This window comes from uncultured Methylibium sp., assembly GCF_902826655.1.
GTDB lineage: Bacteria > Pseudomonadota > Gammaproteobacteria > Burkholderiales > Burkholderiaceae_C > Methylibium.
Genome location: NZ_CADEFR010000001.1, coordinates 33,125 through 46,475 on the forward strand (window position 1 = coordinate 33,125; position 13,351 = coordinate 46,475).

Sequence of the window (13,351 nt, forward strand, 5' to 3'; positions counted from 1 at the left end):
GAAGGCATGGCGTCTTCGCCGGACTCCTGGCCGCAGTCGGGAGCCTCACAACCTCAGGAGCCCGTCATGCTGCATTACGCCGTCGTCTTCTTCGTCATCGCCCTGATCGCCGCCGTGTTCGGCTTCGGCGGCATCGCCGCCAGCGCGGCCGGCATCGCCCAGGTGCTGTTCTTCATCTTCGTCGTGCTGGCCGTGCTGAGCTTCCTGTTCGGCGTGTTCCGCAAGTGACGACCCGCCGAGCGTTCCACCCCGCCCATCAACCCACCCCAAGGAGCCCGACATGAACACCCGCACCAACTCCATCCAGCCCCAGGTCCAGGAAGCGGCGCATGCCGCCGTCCGACTCGCCGGCCAGGCCGAAGACCTGGCCGTGCGCGGCCTCGACGCCGTGCGCGATGGCGCCCACCAGCTGCGCAGCCGTGCCGCCGACGCCACCGACCGTGGTGTGCAGTACGTGCAGGAAGAGCCGGTCAAGGCGGTGATGATCGCCGCGGCCGCCGGCGCCGCGCTGATGGTGCTGGCGCAGTGGGCGACCTCGCGCCGCCGCGAGCGCGCCTGATCCGCGCACCGCACCGAGGCGCCGCGACATGCTGCCCCTGCTGCGCGCCCTGGCCGGCGAACCCGGTGCGCTGGTTGACCATGCGACCGCGTACGCCGATCTCGCCGGCGAGGAACTGCAGCGCCTGGGGCAAGGCTGGTCGCGGCGCCTCGCCTGGTTGATCGCGGCCGGGGCCTCGGCGCTGGCCGCGCTGGTGCTGGCCGGCGTGGCCTTGCTGCTGTGGGCCACGCTGCCGGCGCCCGACGCCTCGCGGCTGTGGCTGCTGTGGGCCGTGCCGGCGCTGCCGGCGCTGTTGTCCGTCATCGCCGTCGCCGCGGCCCGCCACAGCGCGCAGCAACCCGCCTTCGCCGAACTACGCGGCCAGCTGCGTCAGGACCTCGAGCTCGTGCGCGAGGGCCTGGCATGAGCGCGTCGGCGGCGCAGCGGCTGGAGGCCTCGCGCGCGCGACTGCGCAGCGCCTGGCAGGCCCGGCGCGGCGACGCATCGCCGGGTGGCCTGCCACCGTCCGGTGACGGCCTGCTGCCGTGGCTGGAACACGCCCTGACCTCGTGGTGGAACAAGCATCCGCTCAAGGGCATCGCGCAGGTCGCCGCCGATGTCGCGGAGCCCGCCGCGCGCAGTCTGCTGACACCCGAGGCCGAGCGCCATCCGCTGCGCCTCGTCGCGCTCGCGGCCGGCGCCGGTGCGCTGGTGATCGCCGTGCGTCCCTGGCGCTGGTTGCCGCAGGCGGCGCTGTCCTCGCTGCTGCTCGGGGCGCTGTGGCCGCACGGCAGCCTGCAGCGCTGGCTGAGCGGCGGCGGGCTGATGCGCTGGCTGGCGAGCGGCGAGCTGAGCCGCCTGGTCGCCGGCCTCGCGGGCGCACCGGCCGCTGCCGATGCACCGACCCCGGCATCGCCGGCGAGTGCGGCGTCGACCGCTTCGCCCGCCGCACAAGCCGATGCGGCCATGTCCTACAGCGCACCGCGACCCGCGCCGATGGCGACCACTGCGACCGATTCCTAGAGTCGAGTCAACAGAAATCGAATGAAGCGCACTCCATGTCCCGGCCCCCCGTCTCGCTGCTGCTGCTGCCCTGCGTCCCGGTCGTCGCCCCGGCGTCGGCCCGGGCCCAGGCAGCGATGAGCGAGGCGCCCCCGGCCATCGCCTGGTATGCGCTGCTGATCGTGGTGTTCGCGCTGCTCGTCGTCGTCGGGCTGCTGGCCAGCCGGCGCGAGGACCACGACGAGTTGCCCGAGATCCAGCCCGAGACCCCGCGCCAGCCCCGCGCACCGCGCAAGGCCGGCAACACCAAGGAGCCCACGAGATGAACAAGACCCTCGAACCGCAACAACTCACGCTCGACGAGAAGGCGTTGAAGGCGGCGACCCGCGACCTCGACGAAGGCGCGGTGACGCCGAGCTACGGTCCGTGGCGCGACGGCATCGTGCGCCTGCTCAACGGCGCGCTGGCCACCGAGCTGGTCTGCGTGCTGCGCTACAAGCGCCACCACTTCACCGCGCACGGCATGTCCTCGCCCCAGGTGGCCGAGGAGTTCATGGTCCATGCGAACGAGGAAGCCGCGCACGCCGACAAGCTGGCGCAGCGCATCGTGCAGCTGGGCGGTGAGCCGGACTTCTCGCCGGACGGTCTGCTGGAGCGCAGCCACGCGGACTACGACACCTCACTGGACCTCAAGGCGATGGTCAGGGCCAACCTGGTGGCCGAGCGTATCGCGGTCGAGGCCTACCGCCAGATGATCGGCCTGATCGGGGACACCGACCCCACGACGCGCCGCCTCCTCGAGGACATCCTGCGCGACGAGGAAGAACACGCCGACGAGCTGAAGGACCTGCTGGAGCGCTGAGCGCCCTGCAATCCGTCGGCACGTCGACACGAAACGGCCGCGCGGGTGGGGCCGCTCTCACCGAGATCCACCCGCAAACCCCAACCCATCCAAGGAGCCACACCATGCTGAACCTTCGCACCCTCATCGTGACCGCCGCCACCGTCACCACGCTGGCCGTGACCAGCGGCTGCGCCGTGACCCGCGGTCAATCCACCGTCGGCCAGTACGTCGACGACGCCACCATCACCACCTCGGTGAAGGCCAAGCTGGTCGAGGACAAGACCGTCGACGCCGCGGCGATCAGCGTCGAGACGCTGAACGGCACCGTGCAGCTGTCGGGCTTTGCCAAGAGCTCGGCCGAGAAGGAACAGGCCGAGGTGCTGGCGCGCCGGGCCAATGGCGTCAAGGACGTGAAGAACTCGATCGTCGTGAAGAGCTGAGCGCAAGCCGGTTCTTCGTTTTTCCCACCACCACCACTGCAAAGGAGCAGCACATGAACTGGGACCGCATCGAAGGAAACTGGAAGCAGATCAAGGGCAAGGCCAAGGAGCAATGGGGCAAGCTGACCGATGACGAGCTCGACGTCATCGCCGGCAAGCGCGACCAGCTCGCGGGCAAGATCCAGGAGCGCTACGGCCTGGCCAAGGACGAGGCCGAGAAGCAGGTCACGACCTGGGAGCAGAGCGCCCGCGACGAGTGGTTCACCGAAGGTGGCGGCCCGCGCCGTCACTGATCGGTCGCCCTGACCACCGCGCTTCCAGAACCGACGACTGAAGCGCGAAGGCCCGGCCTCCTGATGGAGGCCGGGCCTTCACGCTGGGCGCCGGGTTCAGAGCGAGAGGAAGTGGTCCCGGTAGTGCAGCAGCTCGTCGATCGACTCGTGGATGTCGGCCAGTGCGGTGTGGGCCTGGGCCTTCCTGAAGCCGTCCAGCACGCCGGGCTTCCAGCGCCGCGCCAGCTCCTTGAGCGTGCTCACGTCGAGGTTGCGGTAGTGGAAGAAGCCCTCCAGGGCCGCCATGTCCTTGGCGAGGAAGCGCCGGTCCTGGCAGATCGAGTTGCCGCACATCGGCGACTTGCCCGCCGGCACGTACTGCTTCAGGAAGTCGATGACGCGACGCTCGGCCTCGGCCTCGTCGATGGTCGACGCCTTGACGCGGTCGATCAGGCCGCTCCGGCCGTGGGTGCCCTTGTTCCAGGCGTCCATCGCGTCGAGCACCGCATCGCTCTGGTGGATGGCGAAGACCGGGCCTTCGACGCGCAGCGTCAGGCCGGGGTCGGTGACGACGACGGCGATCTCGATGATGCGGTCGGTGACGGGGCTCAGGCCCGTCATCTCGAGGTCGATCCAGATCAGGTTCTGGTCGTTGCGGGCCAGGGCGGGCGGCGGGGCGGTGGAGGTGTCGGTCATGGGTGATCCTGCGGAGGGGCGGATTGTCGTTCAACACCTAAAATCCCCGGCATGCTCTCGCTCGTGCTGACCCTGCATTTCGCCGCCTTCCTGGTGCTGTCGCTGCTGACGAAGGCGTGGCTCGCCACGCGGCAGATCCGCCACGTGGCGGCCCATCGCAGCGCGGTGCCGCCGGCCTTCGCCGGCACGGTCAGCCTCGAGGCCCACCAGCGCGCCGCCGACTACACGCTGGCCAGGCTGCGCTTCGGCCTGCTGACGATGGCCTTCGGTGCCGCCGTGCTGCTGGGCTGGACGCTGCTCGGCGGGCTCGACGCGCTGAACACCTGGATGCTCGCCCATGCGCTGCCCGTGCTGGGCGCGATCGGCTACCAGCTCGCGCTGCTGGCTGCCTTCGTGCTGATCGGCGTCGTGCTCGACCTGCCCTTCGAGGCCTGGAGCACCTTCCGTCTCGAGCAGCGCCACGGCTTCAACCGCAGCACGCCCGGCCTGTGGCTGGCGGACCAGGGCAAGGGCCTGCTGATCGGCGCGCTGCTCGGGGGGCCGATCGTCGCGCTGATCCTGTGGCTGATGGGCGCGGCCGGCGCCACCTGGTGGCTGTGGGCCTGGGGCGTGTGGGTCGCCTTCAACCTGGCCATCCTGTGGCTCTATCCGACCTTCATCGCACCGCTCTTCAACAAGTTCCAGCCGCTGGAAGACGGCGCGCTGAAGGCGCGCGTCGAGGCGCTGATGGCACGTTGCGGCTTTGCCGCGCAGGGCCTGTTCGTGATGGACGGCAGCCGCCGCTCGGCCCATGCCAACGCCTACTTCACCGGCTTCGGCAACGCCAAGCGGGTGGTGTTCTTCGACACGCTGCTGGGCAAGCTGACGCCGGCCGAGGTCGAGGCCGTGCTGGCGCACGAACTGGGCCACTTCAAGCACCGCCACGTGACGAAGCGGATGGTGTCGATGTTCGCGCTCAGCCTCGCCGGCTTCGCGCTGCTGGGCTTCCTGTCGCAGCAGAGCTGGTTCTACGCCGGGCTGGGCGTGCAGCCTGCGGCGGGCGCGCCGAACGACGCGCTCGCGCTGCTGCTGTTCATGCTGGCCGGCCCGGTGTTCGCCTTCTTCGTGACACCGGTCTTCGCCGGCCTGTCGCGGCGCCACGAGTTCGAGGCCGACGCCTATGCCTGTGCGCAGGCCAGCGCGAGCGACCTGCGCGCCGCGCTGCTCAAGCTCTACGAGGACAACGCCTCGACGCTGACGCCCGACGCGCTGTACGTGCGCTTCTACTACTCGCACCCGCCGGCCTCGGAGCGGCTGGCGGCGATGGGCGCGCTGGAGCCGGCCGCATGAAGCTCGCCGACCAGCGCTGCCTGCCGATGGAGGGCCATCACGCGATGACGCCCTACGAGATCGGGCAGTACCTCGGCATGGTCAGCGGCTGGGCCGCGGTCGACGGCGCGATCGAGAAGACCTACGAGTTCGCCAACTACCACGAGACCATCGCCTTCGTGAATGCGCTGGCCTGGATCGCCAACCGCGAGGACCACCACCCCGACCTCGCGGTCAGCTACAGCCGTTGCGCGGTGCGCTTCAACACCCACTCGGTGGGCGGCCTGTCGATCAACGACTTCATCTGCGCCGCCAAGCTCGACGCATTGATCACGTGATGAAGGGCGCGGCTTGAGCCGCAGCGTCGAACTCGACCTCGGCCTGGTGGTGTCCGGCCACGGCCGCCACTACATCGTCGAGACGCCGGAGGGCCGGCGCCTGATCTGCCATCCGCGCGGCAAGAAGAGCGATGCCGTCGTCGGCGACCGCGTGCGCTGGCAGTCGACGGGGGGCGACCACGAGGAGGGCGTGATCGAGCACATCGAGCCGCGCCGCAACCTGCTGTTCCGTCAGGACGAGTGGAAGACCAAGTCCTTCGCCGCCAACCTCGACGGCCTGCTGGTGTGGCTGGCGGTCGACCCGGCGCACAGCGAGTCGCAGCTCGCGCGCGCGCTGATCGCCGCCGAGTCCGCCGGCATTGGCGCGACGATCGTGCTGAACAAGACCGACCTGCCCGAGCACGCGACGCAGCGCGCGCGACTCGATGCCTATGTCGCGATGGGCTACGGTCTGGTCGAGGTGTCGCTGAAGACCGATCGCGAGGCCTCGCGTGCGCGCCTGCTGCCGCTGCTGCAGGGCCGCGCGACGCTGTTGCTGGGCCCGTCGGGTGCCGGCAAGAGCACGCTGATCAACGCACTGGTGCCCGACGCCGGCGCGCAGGTCGGCGAGATCTCGCAGGCGCTGAACTCGGGGCGCCACACCACGACGACGACGCAGTGGTACTGGCTGGACCGCGAGGTCGGCAGCGCACTGATCGACTCGCCGGGTTTCCAGGAGTTCGGCCTGCGCCAGGTCGGGGCCGCCTCGCTGCCGGCCTGCATGCCCGACCTGCGCGCGCATGCCGGCGGCTGCAGGTTCTACAACTGCACGCACCGTCATGAACCCGGCTGCGCGGTGATCGCTGCGGTCGAGCGCGGCGAGATCAGCGCGAGCCGCTGGCGCATCTACGGCGAACTGCTGGACGAGCTGGCGCGCACGCGCTGGTAGCGGCCCGCGCCCCGCTAGGCGGGCTCGTACATCACGTTGATGCGCGCCACGATCTTGGCGACGTCGCCCGTCACGCGCGCGCCGACGTGCAGCACCGACCCCGGCCCGAAGCCGTGGCGGAACAACAGCGCCGAGCCCTTCCTGGGCACCACGTCGACGATGCGGCCGTCGGGGCGGAACAGCTGGGTGTGACCGCCCTCGACGCCGTCCTCGGGACCGTTGAGGTAGAGCAGCATCGTCAGCATCGAGCGCAGGGGCGACGGCCACTCGACCATGCGCCGGCCCGAGGCGTCGAGACCGTAGCCGGGCCAGTCGCCGTCGGTGTGGCGGTTGAACACGTCGCCGCGGTCGTAGCGGTACATGTTGAGGCGGTGGCTGAGCCGGCCATGCAGCCGCGGGCCATCCAGCGCCTGCGGCAGCAGCGCCGCGATGCGCGCGTGGATAGGCCCGAGCAGGCGCTCGTCGGCCACCCAGTGCACCGACTTGTTCATGCGCATGCCGGGCGCCGTGCGGATGCCGGGTGCCGCCTCGCGGTAGCCCAGCGACCCGGCCGCGCCGGCGATGGCGTCGGCCTCGTCGGGCGCGACGACATCACCGATCGTGAAGGCCAGCAGGCCGCCGAGCTCGATGTCATCGCGGCGCGGCCGCAGTTCGGGCCGCGGCTGCAGCGCCAGGCCGGGCTGCAGCGCGTGGATCGGCGTGTCGTCGACCAGGCCACCCATCGGCAGGGAGCCGGGCATCGTCGCGACGACGATGCCGCGCTGCGCCAGGACCGCTTCGTTCATCGATCCCATGCTGGCCTCACCAGCTGCCCACGTTGGGCATCGAGGCCCAGGGCTCGGCCGGCGGCAGCGAACCGCCGCGCTGCAGCAGTTCGATCGAGATGTCGTCGGGCGAGCGCACGAAAGCCATGCGGCCGTCGCGCGGCGGCCGGTTGATCGTGATGCCGTGGTCGACGAGGCGCTGGCACATCGCGTAGATGTCGTCCACCGCATAGGCCAGATGGCCGAAATTGCGGCCGCCGGTGTAGGCCTCGGGGTCCCAGTTGTAGGTCAATTCGACCTGGGCCTCGGTGTCGCCGGGCGCGGCCAGGAAGGCCAGCGTGAAGCGGCCCTGGGGCACCTCGCGTCTGGCGATCAGCTCGAGGCCGAGCGCGTCGCGATAGAAGCGCAGCGATGCGTCGAGGTCGGTGACGCGCACCATCGTGTGCAGGTATTTCATCGGGGACGATCCGGACCGGTGGAGACCGGCCGGATTGTCCGGGCGATGGCCCAGGCCCTGCCGGGCCAGGGACTTCTTTCTCGGGTCTAGCGACCGTCGCGCTGGCCGAAACGCGGGCCGCCTTCGCGACGCGGCCCCTTGCCGGCGTAGCCGCCGCCCGGACGGCCGGCGCCGCCGCGGTTCTGGCCGTGGCGCTGGCCCGGCATCGGCTTGGCGGGGCGAGGCCTCGGCGGCGTCGGCTCCAGGCCGGCAATGACGCTGGCCTCGATGGTCTGGCGCGTGTAGGCCTCGATCGCACGGATCTTGCCGCGCTCGCGATGCTCGGCGATCGTGATCGCCATGCCGGCGCGGCCGGCGCGGCCGGTGCGGCCGATGCGGTGCACGTAGTCCTCGGCCTTCATCGGCAGGCCGAAGTTGATGACGTGGCTGATGCTGGGCACGTCGAGGCCGCGCGCGGCGACGTCGGTGGCGACCAGCACGCGCACGTGACCGTCGCGCACGTTCTGCAGGCGGCGGTTGCGCACCGCCTGCGGCATCGCGCCGTGCAGCGCGATGGCCGAGTGGCCCATCTGCTGCAGCGCCTCGGCGATGGCCTCGGTGTCGATCTGGGTGCTGGCGAAAACGACCGCCTGGTCGACCTCGGTGTCGCGCAGCCAGTGCTCGAGCAGCTTCTGCTTGTGGCCCATGTCGTCGGCCCAGTGCAGGGTCTGGGTGATGTCGGCGTGCACGTCGTGCGCGGTCGCCAGTTCCAGGCGGCCCGGGTTGCGCATCAGCTTGGCGGCCAGCGCCATGATGCGCGGCGCGAAGGTGGCCGAGAACATCAGCGTCTGCTCGCGGGCGGCGGTCGCATCCTGGATCGCAGCCAGGTCTTCGGCAAAGCCGAGGTCCAGCATGCGGTCGGCCTCGTCGACCACCAGCACCTGGGTCGCGTCGAGCTTGATCTGGCCGCGGGTGTGCAGGTCCAGCAGGCGGCCCGGCGTGGCGATGACGATCTGCGCGCCGCGCAGGTCGAACAGCTGCTTGCCGAAGGGCATGCCGCCCACGACGGTGGCGACGCGCAGGCCGCGCACGGCGTCGCGCATCGGGTGGTGCTTGCCTTCGGCGCGCATCGCGTCGCCGACACCGCGCATCAGGTCGATGGCGTCGGAGGCCACCTGCTGCGCGAGTTCGCGCGTGGGGCACAGCACGACGATGCGCGGCGCGGCCACGCGGCCGACCTCGGCCACCGGCGCATGCAGCAGGCGATGCAGCAGCGGCAGCAGGAAGGCCGCGGTCTTGCCGCTGCCGGTCTGGCTGCTCACCATCCAGTCGCCGCCCTTCAGCGCGGCCGGGATGGCCTGGGCCTGCACCGAGGTGGGTTGCGTGAAGCCCAGCTGGGTCACGGCATGCAAAAGGGGAGCGGCGAGGCCCAGGGCCTCGAAATTCGAAACGTCAGTCACAGTTCAACCGCCGGGGTGACCGGCGGGTCCGTCAGCGCCGTGGACTATCCACGGCAGGTTGGTTCAACACATCGACCAACAGACGGAACGCACGGTGTGCGGGCCTGGAAGCAATGCGCCTGGGAGCGCGAGGCCGGACTGGTGACGACATGCAAGAGCCCCGGTCGCCCGGGGCGCACCGCACTTGTTGCGGCGCAGCGAGATTGTCGCACAGGCCGGCGTCGCGTGCCTGGGTCCGGCTCTCCAACGGGCCAGTTCCTAGAATGCCGCATGACTTCATCCGCAATTCCAGACTGGCTGCAGCCCCTGGGCCACGGCATCCACGCGATCGACACCGGCTTCGTGCGGCCGCGTTTCGACGCGGCCTACCTGATCGTCGAGAACGGCCGCGCCGCCTACGTCGACACCGGCACCAACGAGGCCCTGCCCCGGCTGCTGGGCGCGCTGGACGTGCTGGGCCTGGCACGCGATGCGGTGGACCACGTGATCGTCACGCACGTGCACCTGGACCACGCCGGCGCCGCCGGCTCGCTGATGCGCGAGCTGCCCGCGGCGCGGCTGGTGGTGCATCCGCGCGGCGCCCGGCACATGATCGACCCGAGCGCGCTGGTCGACGGCGCCAGCGCGGTCTACGGCGCCGACGAGGTCGCGCGCACCTACGGCGTGGTGCAGCCGGTGCCGGCCGAACGCGTGCTGAGCACGGAGGACGGCATGACGCTGGACCTGGCCGGGCGGCCGCTGCTGTTCATCGACACGCCCGGCCACGCCCGACACCACCATTGCATCTGGGACGAACGCAGTCGCGGCTGGTTCAGCGGCGACACCTTCGGCATGTCGTACCCGGAGTTCGTCACGCCGCGCGGCCGCTACCTGCTGCCGACGACGACGCCGGTGCAGTTCGAGCCCGACGCGCTGAAGGCCTCGGTCGCGCGCATGCTGGAGCGCCGGCCGCTGTGCATGTACGTCACGCACTACGGCCGCCTCGACGCGGTCGACGCGATGGCGGCGCAGCTCGCCGAGCAGGTCGACGCGATGGTCGCGCTGGCGCGCCCGATGCAGGCGGTGCCCGAGCGCCACGCGGCGTTGAAGCAGGCCCTCGCGGTGCTGTACCGCGAGCGGCTGCGCGCCGAGGGCAGCACGCTCGACGATGCCCGCATCGACGCGCTGCTGGAAGTCGACGTCGAGCTCAATGCCCAGGGCCTGGGCGTGTGGCTGGACCGCGAGAGCCGCGACTCCGGGAGGCGCGCATGAACGCCGTGAACTTCGCATTGGCCGGCAAGGTGGCCGTGATCACCGGCGCGGCCCAGGGCATCGGGGCGGCCTGCGCCGAGCGATTCGCGCGCGAGGGCGCGCCGGTGGCGCTGTGGGACGTCGACGACGCGCGGGGTGAGGCGCTGGCAGGTCGGCTTCGCGCATCGGGTGCGCAGGCGCTGTACGCGCATTGCGACGTGTCGAAGGCCACCGAGGTGCAGGCGGCGCTGGCAGCGACGCTCGCCGAGTTCGGCCGCGTCGACGTGCTGGTCAACAACGCCGGCATCTTCAAGGCCGCCGATTTCCTGGACGTCACCGAGGCCGACTGGGACGCGGTGATCGCGGTCAACCTCAAGGGCCACTTCCTCGTCGGCCAGGCCTGCGCGCGCACGATGGCCGCTCAGGGTGCCGGCGCGATCATCAACATGAGTTCGGTCAACGGCCTGATGGCGATCCCGGCGATCGCCAGCTACAACGCCAGCAAGGGCGGCATCAACCAGCTGACGCGCGCGATGGCGCTGGCGCTGGCCGACCGCGGCGTGCGCGTCAACGCCGTCGCGCCCGGCACGATCGCGACCGAGCTCGCGGCGCAGGCCGTGCTGACCAGCGAGGACGCCAAGCAGCGCATCCTCGGCCGCACGCCGATGCGTCGCCTGGGCGAGCCGGCCGAGATCGCCGACATCGTGGCCTTCCTGGCCAGCGATGCCGCGAGCTACATGACCGGTCAGATCGTCTACGCCGACGGCGGACGGCTGGCGCTGAACTACACGATTGCCGCGGCGTGAGCCTCGAAGCCTTCGCCGTCTCGACCGGCGTCGTGGCCCTCAGCGAGATCGGCGACAAGACGCAGTTGCTGGCGCTGCTGCTGGCCGCGCGCTTCCGGCAGCCGCTGGCCATCGTGCTGGGCATCCTGGTCGCGACGCTGGCCAATCACGCCATGGCCAGTGCGCTCGGCGCCTGGGTGCAGGGCGTGGTGCCGGCCGAGACGCTGCGGTGGGCCCTGGCGATCAGCTTCTTCGCGGTCGCCGCGTGGACGCTCAAGCCCGACCAGCTCGACGAGGACGAGCCGCCGCCGAGCCGCTCGCCGATGGGCGTGTTCGGCATCACCGTGGTGGCCTTCTTCCTGGCCGAGATGGGCGACAAGACGCAGATCGCGACCGTCATGCTGGCGGCCCAGTACGCCTCGCTGCTGACGGTGACGGCCGGCACCACGCTGGGCATGATGCTGGCCAACGTGCCCGCCGTGCTGCTGGGGGACCGGGCGGTGCACTTCGTGCCGCTGCACTGGGTGCGGCGCATCGCCGCCGGTGTCTTCGCGGTGCTGGGGGTGCTGGTGCTGGCCGGCGTCGGGCTCTGAGCACCGCCCGGGCCGTCGCTCAGGCGGCCTGCGGCCGCAGCGCCGGCCGCGCTTCCTTGATCGGCAGGTGCACCAGCGCGGCGCCGAAGGCCAGCAGGATGTCGGCGATCCAGATCGCGTCGTAGCTGCCGGTCCACTCGAAGGCCTTGCCGCCGAAGTAGGCGCCCAGGAAGCCGCCGAGCTGGTGCGCCAGCATCACGATGCCGAACAGCGTCGCCATGTTCGTCGGGCCGAAGAACTTCGCCACCAGGCCTGCCGTCGGCGGCACGGTCGACAGGAAGGTGAAGCCGATCACCGCGGCGAACACCAGCATCGTGAACTCGGTCTTCGGCGCCAGCAGGAAGATCAGCACGGCGACGCCGCGCGTGGCATAGACCAGCGACAGCAGCGACTTCATGCGCCAGCGCCCGCCCTGGTAGCCGATGGCCCAGCCCATCGCGAAGCTGCCGACGATGTTGAAGAGGCCGACGACGGCCAGCGACCACGCCCCGATCGATGGCGGCAACTGGCAGGCCGCGACCACCCCCGGCAGGTGCGTCGCGATGAAGGCGACGTGGAACCCGCAGACGAAGAAGCCGGCGCACAGCAGTCGATAGCTCGGGTCGGCGAGCGCGGCGCGGATGGCCTCGCGCGTGGTCTGCGGCCGGGCACCCGATACAGCGAGATGCCTGGCGTTGCCGCGCAGCACCCAGGCTGCCGGCAAGGCGAGCAGCACCATGACCGCCATCGCCTGCATCGCCGCCACCCAGCCGACCGCCACGGTGAGGCCCTGCGCGATCGGCGCGAAGAGGAACTGCCCGAAGGAGCCGCCGGCGTTGACGATGCCGGTGGCCATGCCGCGCTTCGCGGGCTCGATCAGGCGCGTCGTCGCCGCCATCAGCACCGACGGACCAGCCATGCCCGCGCCGCCGGCCGCCAGCACGCCGATCGCGAAGATCAGGCCGGGCGTGGTGTGCATGAAGGGCGTCAGCGCCGTGCCCAGCGCCACCAGCAGCACGCCGACGAAGAGCACGCGGCCGGCGCCGATCCGGTCGGCCACGATCCCGGCGAAGGGTTGCGTCAGGCCCCACCACAACTGCCCGAACGCGAAGGCCAGGCTGATGCTGCCGATGCCCAGCCCGGTGCTGGTGTTGAGGGTGTTCAGGAACAGCCCCATCGACTGGCGCATGCCCATTGTCAGTGCGAAGGTGCCGGCCGCCGCCAGCAGCACCAGCCAGAGCAGGGGCCGCTGGATCGCCGGAGCCGAGGGCTCACTCATCGTCGTCCCCGGCATCGAGCCGCTGCAGGCAGTCGTCCAGCAAGGCGTGCAGCGCCGCCACCTGCGGCGGGCCGAGCCGGTCGTTCAGCGCCAGCTGCGCCTGCTTCCAGGCGCGCTGGCCTTCGGCACGCTTGGCACGGCCGCCATCGGTCGCTTCGACCAGCCGGCTGCGCGCGTCCTCGCCCGGGGAGAGCGTGACCCAGCCCTGGGCGATCAGCGGCTGCAGGTTGCGCGTCAGCGTCGACGCGTCCAGCCGCATCCACGTGGCCAGGTCCGACGGTCGGATCGGGCCGAGCTTGACGACGTGCGACAGCAGTGAGTACTGCGTGTTCTTCAGTCCCGTCGGCGCGACGTAGGCGTCGTAGTGACGCGTCACGGCCCGGCTCAGCTGACGCAGCTTGAGGTTGGTGCAGCCCTGGGGGGCCGCGACAGCGACGGGATCGGTCGGCATGCTTTGAT

General features: G+C 71.0%; 19 protein-coding genes and 1 pseudogene. 14 read left to right on the plus strand and 6 right to left on the minus strand.

The features are described 5' to 3' along the window. The first annotated feature begins 66 nt into the window (after positions 1–66). The 8 genes from QZV97_RS00170 (at position 67) to QZV97_RS00205 (ending at position 3,117) form a co-directional block, all read left to right on the plus strand. Positions 67–228 carry a DUF1328 domain-containing protein gene (locus QZV97_RS00170; RefSeq protein WP_295636401.1) on the plus strand — a complete coding sequence of 54 codons (162 nt, stop codon included), beginning with the start codon at positions 67–69 and terminating at the stop codon, positions 226–228. Positions 229–280: 52 nt separating this feature from the next. After that, positions 281–559, plus strand: coding sequence for a hypothetical protein (locus QZV97_RS00175; protein WP_295636404.1), 279 nt, complete (start codon positions 281–283; stop codon positions 557–559). A gap of 28 nt (positions 560–587) precedes the next feature. Next, positions 588–965, plus strand: a complete 378-nt coding sequence (locus tag QZV97_RS00180) for a hypothetical protein (protein ID WP_295636407.1) — start codon at positions 588–590, stop codon at positions 963–965. Next, positions 962–1,561, plus strand: a complete 600-nt coding sequence (locus QZV97_RS00185; protein WP_295636410.1) for a hypothetical protein — start codon at positions 962–964, stop codon at positions 1,559–1,561. Before QZV97_RS00180 ends, QZV97_RS00185 begins: the two co-directional genes overlap by 4 nt. A 35-nt stretch (positions 1,562–1,596) precedes the next feature. Then, the gene (locus tag QZV97_RS00190; protein ID WP_295636412.1) at positions 1,597–1,866 is read left to right on the plus strand and encodes a hypothetical protein; all 270 of its coding nucleotides are present in this window, start codon (positions 1,597–1,599) and stop codon (positions 1,864–1,866) included. Further along, positions 1,863–2,402 (plus strand): ferritin-like domain-containing protein, encoded by a 540-nt coding sequence (locus QZV97_RS00195; protein WP_295636415.1) that lies wholly within the window; start codon positions 1,863–1,865, stop codon positions 2,400–2,402. Before QZV97_RS00190 ends, QZV97_RS00195 begins: the two co-directional genes overlap by 4 nt. A gap of 104 nt (positions 2,403–2,506) precedes the next feature. Continuing rightward, positions 2,507–2,824 carry a BON domain-containing protein gene (locus tag QZV97_RS00200; protein WP_295636418.1) on the plus strand — a complete coding sequence of 106 codons (318 nt, stop codon included), beginning with the start codon at positions 2,507–2,509 and terminating at the stop codon, positions 2,822–2,824. A gap of 53 nt (positions 2,825–2,877) precedes the next feature. Continuing rightward, positions 2,878–3,117 (plus strand): CsbD family protein, encoded by a 240-nt coding sequence (locus QZV97_RS00205; protein ID WP_295636421.1) that lies wholly within the window; start codon positions 2,878–2,880, stop codon positions 3,115–3,117. Between the two features lie 96 nt (positions 3,118–3,213). On the opposite strand, the gene orn is transcribed toward QZV97_RS00205, so the two are convergent. Continuing rightward, positions 3,214–3,792, minus strand: coding sequence for an oligoribonuclease (orn, locus tag QZV97_RS00210; RefSeq protein WP_295636424.1), 579 nt, complete (start codon positions 3,790–3,792; stop codon positions 3,214–3,216). Positions 3,793–3,843: 51 nt separating this feature from the next. Here orn and QZV97_RS00215 point away from each other — a divergent pair, with 51 nt between their 5' ends. From QZV97_RS00215 to rsgA, 3 genes are read left to right on the plus strand one after another with little or no spacing between them, the layout of a single operon-like run. Beyond that, positions 3,844–5,121, plus strand: a complete 1,278-nt coding sequence (locus QZV97_RS00215; protein ID WP_295636427.1) for a M48 family metallopeptidase — start codon at positions 3,844–3,846, stop codon at positions 5,119–5,121. A 44-nt stretch (positions 5,122–5,165) separates the two neighbouring features. Beyond that, complete coding sequence (locus QZV97_RS00220; RefSeq protein WP_295636935.1) at positions 5,166–5,438, plus strand: 4a-hydroxytetrahydrobiopterin dehydratase; 273 nt, start codon at positions 5,166–5,168, stop codon at positions 5,436–5,438. A 13-nt stretch (positions 5,439–5,451) separates the two neighbouring features. Continuing rightward, entirely contained in the window at positions 5,452–6,366 is a 915-nt protein-coding gene (rsgA, locus tag QZV97_RS00225) for a ribosome small subunit-dependent GTPase A (protein WP_295636430.1), read from the plus strand. Positions 6,367–6,380: 14 nt separating this feature from the next. On the opposite strand, the gene QZV97_RS00230 is transcribed toward rsgA, so the two are convergent. The 3 genes and pseudogenes from QZV97_RS00230 to QZV97_RS00240 all read right to left on the minus strand — a co-directional run. Beyond that, positions 6,381–7,151: a 2OG-Fe(II) oxygenase gene (locus QZV97_RS00230; RefSeq protein ID WP_295636433.1), complete on the minus strand. Its 771-nt coding sequence runs from the start codon at positions 7,149–7,151 to the stop codon at positions 6,381–6,383. Between the two features lie 16 nt (positions 7,152–7,167). Further along, positions 7,168–7,587 (minus strand): VOC family protein, encoded by a 420-nt coding sequence (locus QZV97_RS00235; RefSeq protein ID WP_295636437.1) that lies wholly within the window; start codon positions 7,585–7,587, stop codon positions 7,168–7,170. Positions 7,588–7,739: 152 nt separating this feature from the next. Continuing rightward, positions 7,740–9,026, minus strand: a pseudogene (locus QZV97_RS00240) (DEAD/DEAH box helicase); the annotation flags it as partial. A gap of 270 nt (positions 9,027–9,296) precedes the next feature. Between QZV97_RS00240 and QZV97_RS00245 the strand changes: the two are divergent. Genes QZV97_RS00245 through QZV97_RS00255 form a run of 3 tightly spaced genes read left to right on the plus strand, consistent with a single transcriptional unit; the run spans position 9,297 to position 11,634 of the window. Beyond that, positions 9,297–10,277, plus strand: a complete 981-nt coding sequence (locus QZV97_RS00245; RefSeq protein WP_295636440.1) for an MBL fold metallo-hydrolase — start codon at positions 9,297–9,299, stop codon at positions 10,275–10,277. Continuing rightward, a complete protein-coding gene (locus QZV97_RS00250) occupies positions 10,274–11,062 on the plus strand; it encodes an SDR family NAD(P)-dependent oxidoreductase (RefSeq protein ID WP_295636443.1) in 789 nt (262 codons plus the stop codon). Before QZV97_RS00245 ends, QZV97_RS00250 begins: the two co-directional genes overlap by 4 nt. After that, positions 11,059–11,634, plus strand: a complete 576-nt coding sequence (locus tag QZV97_RS00255; RefSeq protein WP_295636447.1) for a TMEM165/GDT1 family protein — start codon at positions 11,059–11,061, stop codon at positions 11,632–11,634. Before QZV97_RS00250 ends, QZV97_RS00255 begins: the two co-directional genes overlap by 4 nt. Before the next feature lie 19 nt (positions 11,635–11,653). Here QZV97_RS00255 and QZV97_RS00260 read toward each other — a convergent pair whose 3' ends face one another. Next, positions 11,654–12,892, minus strand: coding sequence for an MFS transporter (locus QZV97_RS00260; RefSeq protein WP_295636450.1), 1,239 nt, complete (start codon positions 12,890–12,892; stop codon positions 11,654–11,656). Beyond that, positions 12,885–13,343, minus strand: coding sequence for a MarR family winged helix-turn-helix transcriptional regulator (locus tag QZV97_RS00265; RefSeq protein ID WP_295636453.1), 459 nt, complete (start codon positions 13,341–13,343; stop codon positions 12,885–12,887). Before QZV97_RS00265 ends, QZV97_RS00260 begins: the two co-directional genes overlap by 8 nt. Positions 13,344–13,351: the final 8 nt, after the last annotated feature.

Coding starts and splice junctions, on each gene's coding strand:
- QZV97_RS00170 (WP_295636401.1), top strand. CDS start 67: ATGCTGCATTACGCCGTCGTCTTCTTCGTCATCGCCCTGATCGCCGCC.
- QZV97_RS00175 (WP_295636404.1), top strand. CDS start 281: ATGAACACCCGCACCAACTCCATCCAGCCCCAGGTCCAGGAAGCGGCG.
- QZV97_RS00180 (WP_295636407.1), top strand. CDS start 588: ATGCTGCCCCTGCTGCGCGCCCTGGCCGGCGAACCCGGTGCGCTGGTT.
- QZV97_RS00185 (WP_295636410.1), top strand. CDS start 962: ATGAGCGCGTCGGCGGCGCAGCGGCTGGAGGCCTCGCGCGCGCGACTG.
- QZV97_RS00190 (WP_295636412.1), top strand. CDS start 1,597: ATGTCCCGGCCCCCCGTCTCGCTGCTGCTGCTGCCCTGCGTCCCGGTC.
- QZV97_RS00195 (WP_295636415.1), top strand. CDS start 1,863: ATGAACAAGACCCTCGAACCGCAACAACTCACGCTCGACGAGAAGGCG.
- QZV97_RS00200 (WP_295636418.1), top strand. CDS start 2,507: ATGCTGAACCTTCGCACCCTCATCGTGACCGCCGCCACCGTCACCACG.
- QZV97_RS00205 (WP_295636421.1), top strand. CDS start 2,878: ATGAACTGGGACCGCATCGAAGGAAACTGGAAGCAGATCAAGGGCAAG.
- orn (WP_295636424.1), bottom strand. CDS start 3,792: ATGACCGACACCTCCACCGCCCCGCCGCCCGCCCTGGCCCGCAACGAC.
- QZV97_RS00215 (WP_295636427.1), top strand. CDS start 3,844: ATGCTCTCGCTCGTGCTGACCCTGCATTTCGCCGCCTTCCTGGTGCTG.
- QZV97_RS00220 (WP_295636935.1), top strand. CDS start 5,166: ATGACGCCCTACGAGATCGGGCAGTACCTCGGCATGGTCAGCGGCTGG.
- QZV97_RS00230 (WP_295636433.1), bottom strand. CDS start 7,151: ATGAACGAAGCGGTCCTGGCGCAGCGCGGCATCGTCGTCGCGACGATG.
- QZV97_RS00235 (WP_295636437.1), bottom strand. CDS start 7,587: ATGAAATACCTGCACACGATGGTGCGCGTCACCGACCTCGACGCATCG.
- QZV97_RS00245 (WP_295636440.1), top strand. CDS start 9,297: ATGACTTCATCCGCAATTCCAGACTGGCTGCAGCCCCTGGGCCACGGC.
- QZV97_RS00250 (WP_295636443.1), top strand. CDS start 10,274: ATGAACGCCGTGAACTTCGCATTGGCCGGCAAGGTGGCCGTGATCACC.
- QZV97_RS00260 (WP_295636450.1), bottom strand. CDS start 12,892: ATGAGTGAGCCCTCGGCTCCGGCGATCCAGCGGCCCCTGCTCTGGCTG.
- QZV97_RS00265 (WP_295636453.1), bottom strand. CDS start 13,343: ATGCCGACCGATCCCGTCGCTGTCGCGGCCCCCCAGGGCTGCACCAAC.